Below are 18,335 nucleotides of genomic sequence, written 5' to 3' on the forward strand. Positions count from 1 at the left end.
TTCAGATATTTAACCGCTGAAGTCTGCTGTCTAAAGTCTAACATCTAAAATCTAACATCTAATATCTAAAATTTAAAAAAAAATGGACAACAACCAAAACAACGACCAAAACAACATCAACATCAACTTAAACGAGATGATCGCAGCAGGTGTTTACTGTAACCTAGCTTTAGTAAATCATTCTCCTTCAGAATTCGTGGTAGATTTTATCCAATTGATGCCGGGTGTGCAACAAGCTAACGTTCGTTCAAGAGTAATCTTGGCACCTTTGCACGCAAAAAGAGTATTGAATGCATTACAACAAAATGTTGCTAACTATGAGCAGCAATTTGGCGAAATTAAAGAGGTTGAGCCTTTCGTAGTAGGTCAAAATAACGTTCAGGCATAAGCCAAAGCGTTTTGTAAAATACAGATCCCAACTTCACGGTTGGGATTTTTTTTTTCATTGAGATGGATAATAATTAAATTTTATTACAAAGGGACATCTTAATAAGGATTACCGCAAAATTAAGATTGGAGCGCAGATTTATTGCAAAAAACTGCTGCAAATGGGTAAAAATTCCCATTTAGAAACCGTGCTCAAATTTAGCACGCTACCATCGCGATAAAAAATCTCACCATTAGAACTTCTCAGTTAAATACTTCCAATAGCGTTTAGGCAACCATTGAACGTGCAGTTTCATGTTTTTTCTTTCCATAATATTGGTTTTGAAAAAATAACGTTGCCATAATTTTTGGTATTTCTTTTCTTCCTCATGGTGAAGGTTTTGCGAATTTCTCATCATTAAAATTTGATCTTCTTCCGGATAAAAAAAATCTGCGTTTACCATGTCATAGAAGATTCCGTAATTTCTCTTCAAATCGAAAATCATCAATTTCTGATCTTGATATCGATTTTTAAAATGATTTAATACCAAAGGCAATACATTAAAATCAGGCTCTACTTTCGAAAAATAAACATCATCCTTTAATTTCTCAAAACGCACAAATGCTGTCATCCGGTGTTTTTCCCTGCCCACACTTTTGCAGATTTTAGAAATTTCTAAAATATCCGGATTCCCAAAATCCTGAAGAACATTTTCATTAGGATGTTTCAGCGAGTGTTGCACAGCACTTAGAATCAATCGTTCACGATCTATTCTTTCAGAAAGATAAACCCATAGTAAATTTTTGATGCCTTCCTTGCCTAAATTTTTCTCCAATCTTTGCAGTACGCGATCCGCTTTATCGTTTTGGGCAATCACTTCGTACACTTCAGCGAAGAAATTTTCCTGTTGATAGTTTGATGAACTGATGATTTCTGCGTCCTTAAATTTATATTCGAAAATTTCGAAAATAGCGGTCAGCAAACCTTCAAAACTTCCGTCATATAGCAGGATGTTCATATTTTAAAATAAACTAAGCTGTTGAGAAAATGGATTTTGAAATTTGGACTTCATACCGGAAAGTAAAATTTTTCTCAAATTTTGCTCATCAATCAAGCGGTTGAAAATATTTTCACTTTCAAACTCCACAAAATATTTGGCTCTGTTTACAGCAACCCCCATTTTTTGAAGATGATCCAAAGTAAGCTTCTGGAATTTTCTGGCCATCAAAATTTTACCAGTCGATTTTGTCCCAATTCCGGGCACGCGCAAAATCATCTCTTTCGGCGCAGTGTTGATGTTCACAGGGAAATTCTCACGATTTCTTAGCGCCCACGCTAATTTTGGATCCACTTCCAGATCAAGAAACGGATTATTTTTATCTAAAATTTCATCAGCACCAAATCCATAGAAACGCATCAGCCAATCCGCCTGATATAAGCGGTTTTCCCTGAGAATGGGAACTTGAGAATGGATTGAAGGAAGGCGGCTGTCTTCCAAAACGGGAACATAACCTGAATAATAAACGCGTTTTAGATTAAAGTTTTGGTAAAAATGATTGGCTACTTTTATGATTTTTAAATCGGTTTCGTTGGTGGCTCCCACGATCATCTGTGTAGATTGACCGGCAGGTGCGAACTTTGGAATTTTCTTAAAGATTTTTCTTTCGTCTTTATACAAAATCAATTCGTTTTTAACAAAATCCATCGGCTTTATCATTTCTGCGTGGGATTTGTCGGGAGCCAACAGTTTCAAACCTTTCTCTGTCGGAATTTCGATGTTGATGGACAGTCGGTCTGCATAAAGCCCTGCCTCCTTCATCAGTTCTTCGCTAGCTCCAGGAATTGATTTTAGATGGATATAACCATTGAAGCGATGCTCGGTGCGTAACTTCTTGGCAACACGAACCAAGCGTTCCATGGTGGTGTCTGCATCTTTGAAAATTCCTGAACTTAAAAAAAGACCTTCAATATAATTTCTGCGGTAAAAATTGATGGTTAAATCCACAACTTCTTCCACCGTGAAAGCGGCACGTTTAATATCGTTTGATTTTCGAGAAACACAATATGCACAATCAAAAATACAGTGATTAGTCAACAAAATTTTAAGCAAGGAAACGCATCTCCCATCTTCGGTGTAGGAATGGCAAATACCCGAAGCATGGCTATTTCCTAAACCACCATTGTTTTTACGGTTTCCGCCACTTGAAGAGCAGGAAACATCGTACTTTGCAGCATCTGCAAGTATTTCTAATTTTTCCTGAATGCGTGAGAAATCCATTATATTATGTTAAATTAAATAAACAAATTTAATAAAAAATGATGAAAAAGAGTAGTTTTTCGATAATAAAATCTGAATTATTTTTTAAAAAAAAATCCCATCCGAAGATGGGAATAATTGCTTGTTGAAGAGGGGTCTTATAGCGGAACCATTTCCGTTACTTCTACATCGTAGCCACCGACCAATGGTTTTTGGTTGACGTTTTGGGTGATCACGCGGAATTTGGTAATTCCTAAATTCTTTAAGATCTGGGTTCCAATTCCGTAATCGTGGAAGTTGGAAGCTAAAGTAGGTCTTTTCTCCTGCCCATCTTGGAAATCGATAAACTGTTGCAACTTTCTCAAGGTGTTTTCCGCGTTCGATACATTGTTGATGAATATGATTGCACCTTTTCCTTCGTCATTAATCATTTTGGTGATTTTTTCTAGCAATGGTTTTTCACCGGTAGAAAGTCTGTTGAGCACATCAAAATAAGAATTAGATGCCTGCACCCGCACCAAAACTGGTTCATCTGCTACCCAGGTGCCTTTCGTTAAAGCAAAATGGATCTGGTCGGTGCTGGTTTCTTTAAATGCATAAAAATCATAGTCGCCATAGAAGGTTTTTACTTTTCGCTCTTCGATGCGCTCGATCAAATCGCCTTTTTTCAGTTGATAATGAATAAGATCCTCGATGGAAATAATTTTCAAATCATGTTTTTTTGCCAACTCTACCAATTCCGGAAGACGAGCCATTGATCCATCATCGTTCATGATTTCACAAATTACGCCTCCTTCTTTTAGGCCTGCAAGCTTTGTTAAATCAATTGCTGCTTCGGTGTGACCGGCTCTTTTCAGTACGCCACCTTTTTTTGCTCTCAGCGGGAAAATATGACCGGGCCTCATGAAATCGGTTGGCTTTGTATTTTCGTCCATCAATGCTAAAATGGTTTTGCTTCGGTCACTTGCCGAAATACCGGTAGAAACGCCTTCTCCTAAAAGATCTACAGAAACAGTAAATGCGGTTTCTTTCGGATCGCTGCTTCGGGTTACCATGATGTCGAGCCCTAGTTCGTCGCATCTCTTTTCAGGCAGTGGAGTACAAATAAGCCCTCTTCCGTAGATCGTCATGAAGTTGATGATTTCCGGAGTGGTCAATTCTGCTGCGGATAAAAAATCGCCCTCGTTTTCACGGTTTTCGTCATCTACTACGATGATTATTTTTCCGTTTCTCAGGTCTTCTATTGCTTCGGGAATAGTATTAAGTTGAATATCTGACATTTTACTTTTTTAGATGGCGCAAAGATACTGAGTTTTAAGAAAGTGGCAAGGATAAATTGGGAATGGATTCCAAAAAAACGCTCGCAGATTTTACAGATTGAGCAGATTCATATTGGAACCAATCCGCTAAATCGGCTGAATCCGCGAGAGATTCTTATTGATGAAGAAAACTCTCGCAGATTTTACAGATTGAGCAAATTCATATTGGAACCAATCAGCAATATCAGCAGAATCAGCGAGAGATTCTTATTGATTAAGAATACTCTCGCAGATTTTACAGATTGAGCAGATTCATATTGGAACCAATCCGCTAAATCGGCTGAATCCGCGAGAGATTCTTATTGATTAAGAATACTCTCGCAGATTTTACAGATTGAGCAGATTAAAATTGGTATGAATCCGCAGTATTAGCATAATCAGCGAGAGATTTTTATGAGTTTTAGATCATTCCGTCGACAGCCGTTTTGATGATTTCGTAAGATTTCAAACGCGCTTGTTCATCGTAGATATGTGAAGTAATCATCAATTCATCCACCTGAAAAGCTTCCTGAAAACTAGTGAGTTTTGATTGGATGGTTTCTTCACTTCCAATAAAACTGTAATGCAACATTTTCAAAACGTGGGCTTTTTCCATCGGGTTCCATAACTCGTCGATGTCCTCTACTGGCGGTGAATAGGGCTTTCTGTCGTTTCTGATAATGTTGAGGAAAGCTTGGTGAAGTGTTGTTGATAATTTCTTCGCTTCTTCGTCGGTTTCAGCGGCAATTCCGTTCACACAAGCAATAGCATAAGATTCCGGGAATTTCTCGCTCGGTTTGTAATTTTCTCTATAAATCTGAAATGCATGAACCATCATATCCGGTGCGAAATGACCAGCGAATGCATAAGGCAAGCCCATTTCCGCGGCAAGCCAGGCACTGTCGGTGCTCGATCCCAAAATATAAATCGGGATATCGCAACCTTCACCGGGAATGGCTCTAACCAAACTCGTGGAGTTTTCTACCGAGAAATATTGTTGCAATTCCTGTATTTGCCTCGGAAACTGTTCATTGATGATCATTGGATTTCTGCCTAACGCTTTGGCTGTTAAACCATCCGTTCCGGGTGCTCGCCCCACGCCGAGATCGATTCTTCCCGGGAATAAGCTTTCCAGAGTTCCAAACTGTTCGGCAATCACAAGTGAGCTGTGATTCGGCAGCATAATTCCGCCTGACCCTACACGGATTTTCTCGGTTCCGTTGGCGATAAAGCCTATTAATACAGAGGTTGCGGAACTTGCGATACTCGGCATGTTGTGATGTTCGGCAAGCCAAAATCGTTTGTAACCCAATTTTTCTGTGTGCTTTGCTAATGTTAAACTCTCGTGGAAAGAGTCGTGTATGGTTTTATTTTGTTTTACGGGAGCTAAATCCAGGACCGATAATTCGAATCTTTTCATTGTCATTTTTTATTTAATTAAAGCATTACAAAAGTACGTTCTTTCTTACACCAATTTTCCTTCTAGTGATATTTAAAACAAATTATAAAGATATTTTAAAACTATCTATCAATTTTTATTGAAATTTGCGTTTTATAGAAAATACCAAAATGCAAAGATTTTTTATTGCCATATTCTTGATTTTAAGTTTCAAAATATTTTCGCAAACTACTGCGGTAACTGCTTCCCCACAGGATTTTTATTTTCCGAAAATAAAATCTTCGATTACGATGCCTGTGAAAATTCCGCTTTCCGAGATTGGCAATATCATCAATGCTTCGGTAAAAGATTTGATTTTTGAAGACAGAGCCTTCACCGATAATAACAATGATCAGTTTAAAGTGAAAGTTTGGAAAACCCGCGCTATCAGATTAGTTGGCGGAACTCAACAGAATCTTTTAATTGAAGTTCCTTTGAAAATTTGGGTGGAAAAAGGCATCGGAACTTTTGGGGTTTATACCTATCAGCAAACGACTTTCGAAACGGTGATGTATTTTAATATGCAATTGACCTTCAATAATAATTGGAAAATGACGACCCAAACCTCGCCGATGGGTTTCAAATGGGTGAAAAAACCGGTTTTGGATTTCGGAAGAATTCAGGTACCGATTACTTCTTTGGTGGAAGAAAGTTTAAAGAAACAACAAGCCGATTTCTGCAAAACCATTGACGAAATGATGGTTGCTCAGCTAAATTTTCAGCAGTATGCGGTGATGGCGTGGAACCAATTTGCCCAACCATTCCATGTTTCGGAGGATTACAATACCTGGCTGAAAATCACTCCCGTGAGTGTGAATGTTTCGCCACTCGTTTTTTATGGCAATCAAATCGAAGCAAATATCGGAATTGATGCTTTTTCGGAAACTTTTACCGGTCAAAAACCTGCCGCAACACCTTTAATTAAATCAATTGCGAATTTTAATTTTGTTCAGACTTTACCGCAGAAATTTCTTCTGCAAACTACCGCCAATATTCCATTTACAGAAGCTACGAAAATTGCGGAACAGCTGTTTTTATGGAAAGAATTCGATTTCCGAGAGGGAAAATCCAAGATTAAAATCAATGCTGTGAAAGTGTTTGCGGAAAACGAAAGGGTGATGATTGAAGCGACTACCGAAGGTGCGGTAAATGGAATTTCTTACATTTCCGGAGTTCCCGTTTACGATGAAGTGCTTCGGAAAATTGTTTTAAAAGACACAAAATTTAAGTTGAAGACCAAAAATATTCTTCAGAAAACCGCCACATTGCTTTTTCAAGGTAAAATTGTGAAAATGATCGAACAAGAATACGGAATTCCAACCGCCGAACTGGAAGATTCATCCAAAAAAAGCATCGAAGAAACCTTTAATAAAGAATATTATAAAGGACTTAAAATGGAAGGTAAAGTGTTTAAAGTCAAGCCGACACAAATTTTACTTAATCCAAATGGCATCACCGCGGTAGTTGATACCGAAGCCCAAATGAAATTGCGGGTTCAAGGAATGTAAGTGTTTTTCTAAATTTGTTTTTTTACTTTTTAAAAAAATGCTATATTTGCAAACCTAAATGGTTCTTTGGCCGAGTGGTTAGGCAGTGGTCTGCAACACCATCTACAGCGGTTCGAATCCGCTAGGAACCTCCAGAAAGCAAGCCTCTGAATTTCAGATGCTTGCTTTTGTTTTTTGATATAATTTATTATTTTTAACGTTTCTTTAACCCTGCTTTGGTTTCGTTTTTGGCGTACGTTCAATATTAAATTTAAAGTTATGAAAGCAATTATCAATACAAAAGCACAAAATAAATTTACTTTTGGTTTTAAAAATATAGTTGTAGCAGGTTTTGCGTCGGTTTTGATGATTACGGCTTGTACAAAAGATAATACCGTTGCAGAAAAATCTTTGGAGCAACAAAAAATGGAATTTCAATCCAGACAGTTGGAGATTGAGAAACAAAAATTAGCCATCGAAAAAGAAAAAATGGCTTATGAAACTCAGAGAAAAGCAGATAGTATTGCTGAGGTAAATAATGCAAAAACTCAGGCTGCTGCAGCAAAACCTCAAGTAATCAGAGAGACCAAAACGGTTTATGTGAATAATACACCGAGATCATCAAGCTCAAGTTCGAATTCAGAAACTTATGCTGGAACTTCTCAAGGAACAACTACTTCTCAGAAGCAAGGGATGAGTAAAGCTGCTAAAGGAACGATTATCGGTACTGTAGGTGGTGCTGCCGCTGGTGCGATTATTAGTAAAAAGAATCGTGCTGCAGGTGCAGTAATTGGTGGTATCGTAGGTGGTGCCACAGGTTACACCATCGGTAGAGCTGGAGATCGAAAAGACGGAAGAGTACAGTAACGGAAAATTCCCGGACGATATAATTAAAAGATTGCTTATTTTTAAGCAATCTTTTTTTATGTTGTATATTTTCTTCTCGATGGTGGTTCTTCTTCCCGTTTTTGCGGGTTGGGGACAACTCTTCCGGAAAATTGCAGGAGAACTATTCAGCGGCATTGCAGGGCAGTTATTTACCGGAATTTTTGCGGTTTCGTTGGTTTGGGCTATTACTGCTTTCTTTTTTCCTCTTAATCTTAAAGTGGAATTAATCACCATCATTATTGGGTTGATGGGATTTTTTTATTATAAAATCTACACTCAGTTTTGGAGTTTTTTGCGTGAATCTCCGCCTGCATTTTTCGTGATTTTATTGTTCACCATTTTCTTTGGTTCGTATTATCCTTTCATTCTCGATCACTTTGGATATTACGTTCCTACAGTCAAATGGCTTTCGGAATTCGGATTGGTCAAGGGAATTTCCAATCTCGATCCTACGTTGGGACAAATGTCGGCGTGGCATGTTTTGCAAGCCGGCTTTTCCAATTTTTCCGATCCTTTTCTTCGGCTGAATACCGTTCTTTTGATTATTTATTCGATTTATATTTTTGAAAAAAAATCATGGATTCATCTGGTTTTCTTGCCATTCTTATTTCTGTTCGCTCAATCTCCGAGTCCAGATTTGCCGGTGATTGTTTTGTCTCTAATGCTCCTCAATGAAATATTAAACACAAATAAAAATGCCATACTTCTTTTCGCTTTTTCGACATTTGTTTTCTTTATCAAACCGACGATGATTTGGCTACCCATCGCTGTTTTTCTGTATGCATTGATGGTTTTGAAATCGAAAATTACTTTCGTTGTTCCCGGAATTTTGATTTTAGTTTTAATGATTTTTAAAAACAGTTGGGTGTTCGGATTTCCCATTTTCCCAGTACAGTTTCCCGATTTTGGAATCAGTTGGAAACCGAATTCCGTTCTATTAGCGAATTCCGCGGAAATGGCGTTGCTCAAAACTTTTGACATGCAATATTCTTATCAGGAAATTCAGGAATTTTCTTCTTTTGATTTCGTTAAAAACTGGCTTTTTTTAAAGGGAATTAAAGGAATTATTCATCAGTTCTTTGTGTTGAATTTATTGGCTTTAATGATTTTTGCGATCCGAAAAAATTCAAAAATAGTTTGGATTATTTTCTTTTCGTTAATGATTAAAAGCGTAGCGGTACTGCTGTTTTCTGCGCAATATCGTTTTTTTCTCGATGTATTTTTTGCCGTGTTTTTTGTAATTTTTTTTCAGTGGTTTTCAAAGAAAAATTCTTTGAGGGTTTTCTTTGTTTTATCATTTATTACAGGCACTTTTCTTACTTTCCCTAAACTTACAAAAACGGTTTTTCCGAGTTTTAACTTAGGATATTTTATGACGGGCTTTAGCGAAAATCAATTTTTTAAACCAGCAAGTTTCGAACTAGAGAATTATAAAACCTACCAAATCGGTAATTTGAAATTCAACGTCGTACAACAGTATCCATTTAGTTTTGATACACCTTTGCCTTCAATTTCCCCGTATTTTCTTCAAAAATATTTGGAAGCAGGAATTTTCCCACAATTGCAAGGTAAGGCCTTAAAGGAAGATTTTATTTGGAGAAAAATGAGTGAGGAAGAAAAAATTCAACTTCAAAAAATAATCAGCAATTTCCCACCCGAATATCTCCGCTGAAAACATCAACCTTTTCCTTTCTGTATGGGCTATTTCGCAACTTTTGATTAACTTTGTATCATGTTCAATTTAGGAAATTTTCTTACCCTTTCTACCTTTGGCGAAAGCCACGGAATCGCTTACGGCGGAATTATTAATAATTTTCCTGCTGGTTTGGAGGTAGATTTAGATGAGGTTCAGCATCAGCTTGATCGCAGAAAACCCGGTCAGTCGGCTATTGTAACGCAACGAAAAGAAAGCGATACCGTGAAGTTTCTGTCCGGAATTTTTGATGGAAAAACTACTGGAACGCCGATCGGATTTACCATAGAAAACGAAAATCAAAAATCAAAAGATTACGACCATATTGCTCAAGCTTATCGTCCGAGTCATGCTGATTTTACTTATGATCAAAAATTCGGAATCCGAGATTTTCGCGGTGGCGGCAAATCTTCAGCGCGAGAAACGGTCAATTGGGTAGTAGCAGGAAGTTTGGCGAAACAACTTCTCCCGGAAAATGTGGAAATCAATGCATATGTTTCTTCCGTCGGTGAAATTTTTTGTGAAAAACCTTATCAGGATCTAGATTTTTCTAAAACCGATTCTAACGATGTTCGTTGTCCGGATGCCGAAACTGCCGAAAAAATGATCGCGAGAATTAAAGAAATCAAAAAGGAAGGCAATACGATTGGCGGAACGATAACTTGTGTGATCAAGAATCTTCCGGTAGGAATTGGCGAACCAGTTTTTGGAAAATTGCAAGCAGAATTGGCGAAAGCGATGATGAACATTAACGCTGCAAAAGGTTTTGAATACGGAAGCGGTTTTTGTGGAGCAAAAATGACCGGCAAAGATCACAACGATTTATTTAATTCCGATTTTTCTACCATAACGAATCTTTCAGGCGGAATTCAAGGGGGAATTTCCAACGGAATGGATGTGTATTTTCGGGTAGCTTTCAAGCCAATTGCAACAATTTTGCGGCCTCAAGAAAGTGTCGATAAAGATGGAAATTCTGTCACGGTTGAAGGAAAAGGAAGACACGATCCTTGCGTTTTGCCAAGAGCAGTTCCTATTGTGGAAAACCTGGCCGCTTTTGTACTAGCGGACTTATTTTTGATTAATCGTTTGCGAAGAATTTAATTTCAAAAACAAAAAGTTCAACCTATTTTATTTAAAAGAACATGGAAAAATATTGGGAAAATGCAATTACCTTTGATGAGTATATGCAAGTAGCAAAACAACGGGCCGAAAACCCTGCGGAAGGCGATCATTATAAAGATTATTACGAACTCGGGTTGCAAAGAATGGAGCGAACGCTGAAAACTTTCAAGGTAAATCCTGAAATGCTGGAAAAATTGAAATCGAAAAATTTCGATGGAAAAGTTTTAATTATTTCGGAACCTTGGTGTGGCGATGCAAGTGCGACTGTTCCTGCGGTTTCTCAGTTTTTTGCAGCAGCCGGAATTGAGGTAAAGATCTTTTTAAGAGATTCTGATCCGTCTTTAATCGATCAGTTTTTAACCAATGGAACGCAATCCATTCCTAAAATTGTACTGCTTAATTCTGACTTTTCGGTGAAGAATGTTTGGGGTCCTCGCCCAGAGTACGGAACGCAATTGCTCAAAAAATTCAAAGAAAATGAGGAAACGTATCCTCGCGAAGAATTTTATAACGATTTGCAAGTATATTATGCGAAAAACCGTGGAGCAGATGCTATCGAAGAAATTATCAATTTAATTTAAGATGAAATTTTTAAGACAAAACTTTTTTTATATCATTGCCGCGGCGGTTATTGCGGTGCTTTACCTTTTTCCTTCCGTTAAACTGAAGCTCAAGGATCTTTTTTTTCCGGTTGCCGCGATTGAGAATGCAATTACTTTGCAGGATTCGGACTTGGATGTTCAGTTGAAAGGCATTAATGTAGCCAGTACCAATCTGAAAAATTTTAAAGGAAATAAACTGATTTTTCTGAATTTCTGGGGAACTTGGTGCCCTCCGTGTCGGGAAGAATGGCCAACGATTCAAAAACTCTATGAAACTAAGAAAGATAAAGTAGATTTCGTGCTCATTGCAATGCAGGATGAAGAAGCTGCGGTGGTGAAATTCTTGAAAGAGAATAATTATACCGTTCCGGTTTACATTGCTCAAAGTCCGATTTCGAATAATGTGTTGCCAAAAGTTTTCCCAACCACTTTTTTACTCGACAAAAACGGAAGAATTCTTCTGAAAGAAGATGCTTCGAAGGATTGGAACAGCAAATCTGTACACGATTTTATTGATAATGTAACGAAATAATATTTAACAGAAATTACGAAATTGTGGTATAGAATTTGAAAAATATATAGCGTTTTAAAAAATCAAACACAAACATGAAACTCTCAAAAATTGCCCTTGCTAAAGAAGCTTTCAAACACAAAGGCTTCATTCAAAAAATCCCTGTAATTGCACGTATGATGAAATCGGTGATGTCGAAAGGTGGCTATAAACCTGAATACAAAAACGTGATTCTTCCCGGTTTGGTGTTCGTTTACCTAATTTCTCCATTGGATATTTTGCCCGATTGGATTCCGGTGATCGGAGTTTTAGACGATTTGGCGCTTTTGGCTCTTGCGATTCCGATGTTGATTTCCGAAGCTGAAAAATTTGTCGCTTGGGAAGAAGAACTAAAGAATAGTAAGCAGATTTCTGAAGCAGAAATCATCAGTTAATAATGATTAATTTATTAAAAGTCGCTAAGGAAACTTGGCGACTTTTTTCTTGTTAAATTTTCTAGAATTTCCAAGCTGTTCTTTTTATTCAAAAAAAATCAGGAAATTTGCACCAATGAAAAAACTCATCTCCATTGTAGGAACCACCGGAATTGGCAAAACCAAACTCGCCATTGAATTAGCGAAATATTTCGATACAGAAATTGTTTCCTGCGATTCCCGACAGTTTTTTAGAGAGATGAAAATCGGTACCGCAATGCCGACCAGCGAAGAATTAGCGCAGGCAACGCATCATTTTATAGGCAATCTTTCGGTGGAAGATTACTACTCCATCGGGCAATTCGAAAGGGAAGCGATCGCAAAAATTGAAGAGTTATTCACTAAAAATGAAGTGGTGATCATGGTTGGAGGCAGTATGATGTATGAAAAAGCGGTTATCCAAGGATTGAACGATTTGCCGGAAGCAGACGAAATAAAGCAAAGAAAGTTGGAAAAAATTTTCAACGAAGAAGGAATTGAAAGTGTACAAAAAATTCTTGAAAAACTAGATCTGGAATATTTTAACATCGTAGATAAAGATAATCCCAGACGACTTTTCCGGGCTATTGATGTGATTTGGCAAACCGGAAAAACGTATACCGAAAATATTTCTGTTCAGTTGAATCAGCGGAATTTTGAGGTCATTCGAATCGGGATTTCCGCGCCTCGCGAAACGATTTATGAAAGAATCAACCGGCGTGTGGATGTTATGTTGGAGAATGGATTGATTGACGAAGCGCGTTCACTGATTGATTTTCGAAAGCATATTGCCTTGCAAACCGTCGGATATTCCGAACTTTTCCGATATTTTGATGGAGAATGGAGTTTGGATTTTGCGGTGGAAGAAATCAAAAAAAATTCCCGAAGATTTGCCAAAAGACAACTGACTTGGTATCGCAAAGAAACCAACATCCATTGGGTGAATTTTGAAAATTCATTGCAAGAATCCTTATCTTTGTTGAGTAATTTAAACATCAAATCTAAAATTAATTAAAATGGCAAATACTCCTTCCAATATGCTTGAACTGGGCACAAAAGCTCCATTTTTCGAACTTCCAAATCCTTCGCATTCCAATGAATTGCAGACACTAGATGAGTTGAAAGGCGAAAAGGGAACCCTCGTTATTTTTATGTGTAACCACTGTCCGTTTGTGTTGCATGTCATCGATAAACTCGCGGAATTATACGAAGATTATCAGGAGAAAGGTATAGAATTTATTGCGATCAATTCCAATGATACCGATAAATATCCAGCAGATTCACCTTTGAAAATGGCGGAATTTCAGGTGGAAAGAAAATTTGATTTTCCTTATCTTTTTGATGAAAGCCAGGCGATTGCTAAAGCTTATGATGCAGCTTGTACCCCCGATTTCTTCTTCTTCGATGAAAAACTGGATCTCGTTTACCGCGGACAAATGGATGATTCCAGACCGGGAAATCAAAAGGAAGTTACTGGCGAAGATTTAATTATCGCTTTCGAAAATCTGCTCGCAGGTGAACCACAAGAAGAACTGCAAAGACCAAGCATGGGTTGCGGAATTAAGTGGAAATAATTTTCAGAATACATACAAAAAACGCATCTTCGGATGCGTTTTTTTATTTAAAGAAAGGGTTGTAAGTTTTCTCAAACCCAATTGTTGTCGGGTTTCCATGTCCACTGTACACCGTGGTTTTGTCATCCAATACGAATAATTTTGTTTGAACACTTTCGATTAATTGTTCATAATTTCCTTTGTAAAGATCAGTTCTTCCGATACTACCTTCGAACAACACATCTCCGGAAATCATCAGCTTTTCAGCTTCCGAATAATAGGCAACACTTCCCGGTGAATGTCCTGGAACGTGTAGGATTTTCAAGGAATCTTCATCTAGTTTCACGATTTCATTTTCTTTTATAAATTGAATGGTACCTTCAAATGGTTTAAAGAAAAAACCAAAACGGTTCGCATCCATCGGATTTCGGTCGAGAATTTCATTTTCAATTTCGTGCAATAATACCGGAACTTTGTACAAATCATACATTTTCTGCAAACCCAATACATGGTCGATGTGCGCATGAGTGAGCAAAATATTCTGGATTTTTAACCCTTGGTTTTCAATAAATTGTTGCAAAGCAGTGGTTTCAGCATCGGTGAAATTTCCCGGATCGATGAGGTATGCGTTTCTATTTTCATTAAAAACTACATAAGTGTTTTCCGAAAAAGGATTGAAGGTAAAGGATTTTATATGAAGCATAAATGATGTTTTTGAAAGTTCAAAAATACGCTTTTGTACAACAATTTGCAGTGAGTGGCAACAAAACGTCGTTATTTTCGTTATTTTCGTAGTGATGAAATTTTTACCTTTTCTTTTTTTGATGATTTTTTGTTCCGTTTTGGGGCAAGATATCCGCAGTATTCAATTGTTTAATCCACAAACGAATGATGAAACTCCTGTGATTGGCTTTAATGACCAGCTTATTTTAAAGTTTGATGATCTTTCCAACGGAAGCAATATTTATCGATATACCCTGAAACATTACGACCGAAACTGGAAGGAAGACGGACTTTTTTTCACCGAATATGCCTCCGGAAGTCTCAATGCGTTGATCGATCAATTTGAATATTCTTTCAATACGAATCAGCCGTACACTCATTATTCCTTGGCGTTTCCGAATGATAAAATCCGGCCGAAAATTTCGGGAAATTTTGAGATAATCGTTTATCTGGATTCAGAGAATAAAAAGCTATTTACCAAGCGTTTTTCGGTGGTGGAAGATGGAGCGAATGTGGGTGTTGCGATTAGCAGAATTTCGGATGCTCGCCGTCCGGAAATCAATCAAAGGGTAGAAGTACAAGTCGTTGGAAACAACGCTTCGCTGCTGCAAAATATCAATTCTGTCAGTTTAAATATTTTACAAAATAATAACCAGAATATGCTAATCACCAACCAAAAACCAAGTTCAGTACTGGGAAATCGAATTCTTTTCCAGCAAATGAATTTGGTTTTTCCGGGAAATAATGAGTTTTATTATTTTGATAATAAAAACATGAATCAAGCTTTCGATATGGTTGCTGGAGCAGAAACGGTGGACGGAGTTAATCATACTTACCTGCATCCAGTGTGGGCTTTTCCGCTCAATTATCAATATCAACCGGACGTCAATGGCGCTTTTTATTTCCGACGAAGCGATTTGGGAATTGAGCGCGATGCCAATCGCGAAGCCGATTATTCCTGGGTTTATTTCGCATTAGATTCTGAAAAAACAGATAAGAAAATCCATGTTTTGGGTGGTTTCAACGATTTCGTTCCAAGCAAAGAAAACGAAATGGTATATGATGAAAATGCAAAAAAATACATTGCAAAAATCTATTTGAAACAAGGATTTTACAATTATATTCTCGCAACACAAAACCAAGATGGCCTTCTAAATTTCGGGGAAATCAACGGAAATTTCTGGCAAACCGAGAATTTGTACCAAGCGTTTTTATATTACCAACCATTCGGCAGAAATTACGATGGCCTGATCGGTTATGGTGAATTTCGAACTCCGGTGCGGTAATTTAAACCAAGTAAAATTCATTCAGTTTTTCCTCACAAAGCGTTTTCACCACATCAATCCAGCGGTCTTCATCATTCAAACACGGGATGTAATTGAAGTTTTCGCCACCTGCGAGTAGAAATTCTTCTTTACCCTCCATCGAAATTTCTTCTAATGTTTCTAGGCAATCGGAAACGAAAGCCGGACAAACAATTGCAAGGTTTTTCACTCCTTTTTTAGGCAAGTTTTCTAATGTTTCATCGGTATATGGCTCCATCCATTTGTCTTTTCCCAATCTGGATTGGAAAGAAATGACCGTTTTTTCTTTGGGAATATTAAGTTTTTCAATCACCAATTCAGTGGTTTTGAAGCACTGATGTCTGTAGCAAAACTGATGACTCGGATTGGTTTCGCGTGAGCAGCAATCGTTGAGGTTGCAGGTTTTTGTAGGATCGGTTTTGTAGATATGTCTTTCTGGAACGCCGTGGTAAGAAAACTGCAGCGCATCGAAATTTTCAGGAAGTTTCTCGCGGATGCTTTCGGTGAGACAATCAATATAGATATCGCGATTGTAAAATGGTTGCACGTAATTAATTTTCACCTGTGGGAAGTGTTTTTTGCGCACTTCTTCGGCTTTATCAACCACCGTTTCCGTTGTGCTCATCGCATATTGTGGGTATAGCGGGAACAAAACAATTTCGTTAACGCCTTGTTCTGTCAATTTTCGAATGCCGGTTTCGATGCTTGGTTCAGCGTATCGCATCCCGATTTCAACCGGGACATCTACCAACTTCTGGAGTTTTTGTTGAATTTTTTTGGTAATGACGATCAGCGGCGATCCTTCATCAGTCCAAACCGTTTTATAAGCTGCTGCAGATTTTGGTGGTCGTGTATTGAGGATGATTCCCTGCACTAAAAGCGATCGGAAAAACCATCGGTAATCGATCACTTTTTCATCCATTAAAAACTCATCGAGGTAATCTTTAACGTCTTTAACGTCTGTAGATTTTGGCGAGCCGAGATTAACTAGTAATATTCCTTTCTTTGACAAAATATTTATTTTTTAATTTGACCACAAAAGTCACAAAAGCATTATTTAAGATGCAACTTATTTCTCCATAAAGATCAAATAAATTACATTAATTCTTTATAATATTGATTGACCATGGTTTCCTGACCTTCGTGGTATATATTTTTCACATTAAAATTGATTAACACACCTTTCGGAACTTTTAGAATATTCATATAATTTAAAAGTTTTGCCCGGTGAATATCTTCGAAACTTTTTACTGATTTTATTTCCAAAACAATGAGATCCTCAATTAAGAAATCACATCGAAAATCACAAAATAATTTTTTGCACTTGTAAACTACATCAACTTGAATTTCAGATTTAAAATCGATACTCCTTAGTTTAAATTCTTCTTTTAAAGCTTCATGATATACTTTTTCCAATAAACCAGGCCCCAATTCCTTGTGCACTTCAATACAAGCGCCAGTTATTCGGTACGTGAGGTCGGTAAGATAAGATTGGGTAACCATTTTTTATTAAAAAATACTTTTAAGGAAACAAAGAATTGAGGTTCTTATTTTTCCTTATAAAAACAAAAGAATTACTTTCTACTTTTGTGACTTTTGTGGTTGATCACATTTTTATCCGTTTACGGCTTCCACATTTTCTACCAATTCCGGGAGAAACTGTTTCAATACGTTTTCAATACCTCCTTTCAAGGTCGCTGTGGAACTCGGACATCCGGAGCATGCGCCCTGCAAAAGCATTTTAGCGGTTTTGGTTTCCGAAACATATTCGATTAAGGATATTTTTCCACCATCGCCTTCAACAGCCGGTGCAACATATTCATTCAGGATGTCCGAAATTTTCTGTTCGCTTTCGGTGTAATCTCTGTTGATGATGCTTTCTACCGGACTTTCGTGTTTCTGAGGTTCCAGGTTGGAAATTTCGCCACCATTTTGAAGGTAATCTGCTACGAAAGCGCGTACCGCTACCATTACTTCATGCCATTCTACGGATACATTTTTGGTTACCGCTACAAAATTATCGGAAATGAAAACTTCTTTAGCAAAATCGAATTCCTTGAAAATTGCTTGTGCCAATGGAACTCCATCGGCCTCTTCGCGGGATTTCACTTCCACAAAACCATCGATTAACAATTTGTTTGAAACGAATTTCATGACCATGGGATTCGGCGTCATTTCCGCATAGATCTGGTACATCTCTCTTTTTTTCTGAAGATAAATTCTCGGATTAGCGAGCAATTCGTCTTCGATAACATTTTTTAAATTTTCTGAAACGAATTCCCATTCCACCGTATCTTGTTTTGCTACAGCAATAAAATTAGCGGTGATGAAGATTCTTTCCACAAAAGGATAATTAAAAAGCTCCTGTGCCAAAGGAATTTCCGATATATCTGAATTTCTATCAAGCTCCAATGAACCCGGAATTAAGTTGTAGTCGGCTACAAACTTCAATACTTTTGGGTTTTCGGTTGGCTCTATCAATATTTGTCTCATTTTATTTATTTAAATTTGAAAGGCAAAAATACGGATAAGATATCAGAAATCGGGCAAGAGATTTTAGACATTGTCAATCATCAGTATTTTTGTTTTTTTAAATATCGAAACTTACGTTTCAACTTAATATTAATGAATAAATCGATT

Annotated in this window: 20 protein-coding genes and 1 tRNA gene; 13 read left to right on the forward strand and 8 right to left on the reverse strand. The window is 37.4% G+C overall.

The annotated features are described in order from the left end of the window. Window positions 1-82 precede the first annotated feature (82 nt). Complete coding sequence (locus tag AP75_RS06710) at window positions 83-388, forward strand: DUF3467 domain-containing protein (protein WP_031501385.1); 306 nt, start codon at window positions 83-85, stop codon at window positions 386-388. A gap of 232 nt (window positions 389-620) precedes the next feature. Here AP75_RS06710 and AP75_RS06715 read toward each other — a convergent pair whose 3' ends face one another. The 3 genes from AP75_RS06715 to ribB form a co-directional block, all read right to left on the reverse strand. Continuing rightward, window positions 621-1,385 (reverse strand): TIGR03915 family putative DNA repair protein, encoded by a 765-nt coding sequence (locus AP75_RS06715; protein ID WP_031501386.1) that lies wholly within the window; start codon window positions 1,383-1,385, stop codon window positions 621-623. A gap of 3 nt (window positions 1,386-1,388) precedes the next feature. Further along, the gene (locus tag AP75_RS06720) at window positions 1,389-2,645 is read right to left on the reverse strand and encodes a putative DNA modification/repair radical SAM protein (protein WP_031501387.1); all 1,257 of its coding nucleotides are present in this window, start codon (window positions 2,643-2,645) and stop codon (window positions 1,389-1,391) included. A gap of 137 nt (window positions 2,646-2,782) precedes the next feature. Next, window positions 2,783-3,904: a 3,4-dihydroxy-2-butanone-4-phosphate synthase gene (gene ribB, locus AP75_RS06725; RefSeq protein ID WP_031501388.1), complete on the reverse strand. Its 1,122-nt coding sequence runs from the start codon at window positions 3,902-3,904 to the stop codon at window positions 2,783-2,785. Between the two features lie 42 nt (window positions 3,905-3,946). Here ribB and AP75_RS06730 point away from each other — a divergent pair, with 42 nt between their 5' ends. After that, window positions 3,947-4,189 carry a hypothetical protein gene (locus tag AP75_RS06730; protein WP_088263949.1) on the forward strand — a complete coding sequence of 81 codons (243 nt, stop codon included), beginning with the start codon at window positions 3,947-3,949 and terminating at the stop codon, window positions 4,187-4,189. A gap of 154 nt (window positions 4,190-4,343) precedes the next feature. On the opposite strand, the gene AP75_RS06735 is transcribed toward AP75_RS06730, so the two are convergent. Continuing rightward, entirely contained in the window at window positions 4,344-5,342 is a 999-nt protein-coding gene (locus tag AP75_RS06735; protein WP_185116475.1) for an LLM class flavin-dependent oxidoreductase, read from the reverse strand. A gap of 149 nt (window positions 5,343-5,491) precedes the next feature. Between AP75_RS06735 and AP75_RS06740 the strand changes: the two genes are divergently transcribed. The 10 genes from AP75_RS06740 (at window position 5,492) to AP75_RS06785 (ending at window position 13,689) form a co-directional block, all read left to right on the forward strand. Next, a complete protein-coding gene (locus AP75_RS06740) occupies window positions 5,492-6,868 on the forward strand; it encodes a DUF4403 family protein (RefSeq protein ID WP_088263951.1) in 1,377 nt (458 codons plus the stop codon). Between the two features lie 60 nt (window positions 6,869-6,928). Then, window positions 6,929-7,002 (forward strand) — tRNA-Cys (locus AP75_RS06745). Window positions 7,003-7,126: 124 nt separating this feature from the next. After that, a complete protein-coding gene (locus AP75_RS06750) occupies window positions 7,127-7,714 on the forward strand; it encodes a YMGG-like glycine zipper-containing protein (RefSeq protein ID WP_051872475.1) in 588 nt (195 codons plus the stop codon). Window positions 7,715-7,772: 58 nt separating this feature from the next. Continuing rightward, window positions 7,773-9,407: an LIC_10190 family membrane protein gene (locus tag AP75_RS06755; protein ID WP_088263953.1), complete on the forward strand. Its 1,635-nt coding sequence runs from the start codon at window positions 7,773-7,775 to the stop codon at window positions 9,405-9,407. Window positions 9,408-9,467: 60 nt separating this feature from the next. After that, a complete protein-coding gene (gene aroC / locus AP75_RS06760; RefSeq protein WP_088263955.1) occupies window positions 9,468-10,529 on the forward strand; it encodes a chorismate synthase in 1,062 nt (353 codons plus the stop codon). Window positions 10,530-10,570: 41 nt separating this feature from the next. Continuing rightward, window positions 10,571-11,131 (forward strand): thioredoxin family protein, encoded by a 561-nt coding sequence (locus tag AP75_RS06765; protein ID WP_031501393.1) that lies wholly within the window; start codon window positions 10,571-10,573, stop codon window positions 11,129-11,131. Between the two features lies 1 nt (window position 11,132). Beyond that, window positions 11,133-11,684, forward strand: coding sequence for a TlpA family protein disulfide reductase (locus AP75_RS06770; protein ID WP_088263957.1), 552 nt, complete (start codon window positions 11,133-11,135; stop codon window positions 11,682-11,684). A gap of 74 nt (window positions 11,685-11,758) precedes the next feature. Next, entirely contained in the window at window positions 11,759-12,097 is a 339-nt protein-coding gene (locus tag AP75_RS06775) for a DUF1232 domain-containing protein (RefSeq protein WP_031501394.1), read from the forward strand. 115 nt (window positions 12,098-12,212) lie between these two features. Then, entirely contained in the window at window positions 12,213-13,130 is a 918-nt protein-coding gene (miaA, locus tag AP75_RS06780) for a tRNA (adenosine(37)-N6)-dimethylallyltransferase MiaA (RefSeq protein ID WP_031501395.1), read from the forward strand. Window position 13,131: 1 nt separating this feature from the next. Further along, complete coding sequence (locus tag AP75_RS06785) at window positions 13,132-13,689, forward strand: thioredoxin family protein (RefSeq protein WP_031501396.1); 558 nt, start codon at window positions 13,132-13,134, stop codon at window positions 13,687-13,689. A gap of 43 nt (window positions 13,690-13,732) precedes the next feature. Here the strand turns inward: AP75_RS06785 and AP75_RS06790 are convergent, their stop codons facing one another. Continuing rightward, entirely contained in the window at window positions 13,733-14,371 is a 639-nt protein-coding gene (locus AP75_RS06790; RefSeq protein ID WP_088263959.1) for an MBL fold metallo-hydrolase, read from the reverse strand. Window positions 14,372-14,465: 94 nt separating this feature from the next. On the opposite strand from AP75_RS06790, the gene AP75_RS06795 reads away from it, so the two are divergent. Beyond that, entirely contained in the window at window positions 14,466-15,677 is a 1,212-nt protein-coding gene (locus AP75_RS06795; RefSeq protein ID WP_031501398.1) for a type IX secretion system plug protein, read from the forward strand. Window position 15,678: 1 nt separating this feature from the next. Here the strand turns inward: AP75_RS06795 and hemH are convergent, their stop codons facing one another. From hemH to AP75_RS06810, 3 genes are all read right to left on the reverse strand, one after another. Continuing rightward, on the reverse strand, window positions 15,679-16,707 hold the full coding sequence (hemH, locus tag AP75_RS06800) for a ferrochelatase (protein WP_031501399.1): 1,029 nt from the start codon (window positions 16,705-16,707) through the stop codon (window positions 15,679-15,681). 83 nt (window positions 16,708-16,790) lie between these two features. After that, window positions 16,791-17,198 (reverse strand): GxxExxY protein, encoded by a 408-nt coding sequence (locus AP75_RS06805; RefSeq protein WP_031501400.1) that lies wholly within the window; start codon window positions 17,196-17,198, stop codon window positions 16,791-16,793. A 111-nt stretch (window positions 17,199-17,309) separates the two neighbouring features. Further along, window positions 17,310-18,188, reverse strand: coding sequence for a NifU family protein (locus tag AP75_RS06810; RefSeq protein WP_055042446.1), 879 nt, complete (start codon window positions 18,186-18,188; stop codon window positions 17,310-17,312). Window positions 18,189-18,335: the final 147 nt, after the last annotated feature.

The organism is Kaistella haifensis DSM 19056 (assembly GCF_000735695.2).
In the GTDB taxonomy this organism is placed as follows: Bacteria; Bacteroidota; Bacteroidia; order Flavobacteriales; family Weeksellaceae; genus Kaistella; species Kaistella haifensis.

Bases quoted from the DNA above. Each gene is read 5' to 3' on its own strand.
- AP75_RS06750 (WP_051872475.1), top strand. From the start codon at position 7,127: ATGAAAGCAATTATCAATACAAAAGCACAAAATAAATTTACTTTTGGT.
- AP75_RS06810 (WP_055042446.1), bottom strand. From the start codon at position 18,188: ATGAGACAAATATTGATAGAGCCAACCGAAAACCCAAAAGTATTGAAG.
- AP75_RS06805 (WP_031501400.1), bottom strand. From the start codon at position 17,198: ATGGTTACCCAATCTTATCTTACCGACCTCACGTACCGAATAACTGGC.
- AP75_RS06775 (WP_031501394.1), top strand. From the start codon at position 11,759: ATGAAACTCTCAAAAATTGCCCTTGCTAAAGAAGCTTTCAAACACAAA.
- AP75_RS06720 (WP_031501387.1), bottom strand. From the start codon at position 2,645: ATGGATTTCTCACGCATTCAGGAAAAATTAGAAATACTTGCAGATGCT.
- AP75_RS06710 (WP_031501385.1), top strand. From the start codon at position 83: ATGGACAACAACCAAAACAACGACCAAAACAACATCAACATCAACTTA.
- AP75_RS06755 (WP_088263953.1), top strand. From the start codon at position 7,773: ATGTTGTATATTTTCTTCTCGATGGTGGTTCTTCTTCCCGTTTTTGCG.
- AP75_RS06790 (WP_088263959.1), bottom strand. From the start codon at position 14,371: ATGCTTCATATAAAATCCTTTACCTTCAATCCTTTTTCGGAAAACACT.
- AP75_RS06785 (WP_031501396.1), top strand. From the start codon at position 13,132: ATGGCAAATACTCCTTCCAATATGCTTGAACTGGGCACAAAAGCTCCA.
- AP75_RS06715 (WP_031501386.1), bottom strand. From the start codon at position 1,385: ATGAACATCCTGCTATATGACGGAAGTTTTGAAGGTTTGCTGACCGCT.
- AP75_RS06735 (WP_185116475.1), bottom strand. From the start codon at position 5,342: ATGAAAAGATTCGAATTATCGGTCCTGGATTTAGCTCCCGTAAAACAA.
- AP75_RS06795 (WP_031501398.1), top strand. From the start codon at position 14,466: ATGAAATTTTTACCTTTTCTTTTTTTGATGATTTTTTGTTCCGTTTTG.
- ribB (WP_031501388.1), bottom strand. From the start codon at position 3,904: ATGTCAGATATTCAACTTAATACTATTCCCGAAGCAATAGAAGACCTG.
- aroC (WP_088263955.1), top strand. From the start codon at position 9,468: ATGTTCAATTTAGGAAATTTTCTTACCCTTTCTACCTTTGGCGAAAGC.
- miaA (WP_031501395.1), top strand. From the start codon at position 12,213: ATGAAAAAACTCATCTCCATTGTAGGAACCACCGGAATTGGCAAAACC.
- AP75_RS06765 (WP_031501393.1), top strand. From the start codon at position 10,571: ATGGAAAAATATTGGGAAAATGCAATTACCTTTGATGAGTATATGCAA.
- AP75_RS06770 (WP_088263957.1), top strand. From the start codon at position 11,133: ATGAAATTTTTAAGACAAAACTTTTTTTATATCATTGCCGCGGCGGTT.
- AP75_RS06740 (WP_088263951.1), top strand. From the start codon at position 5,492: ATGCAAAGATTTTTTATTGCCATATTCTTGATTTTAAGTTTCAAAATA.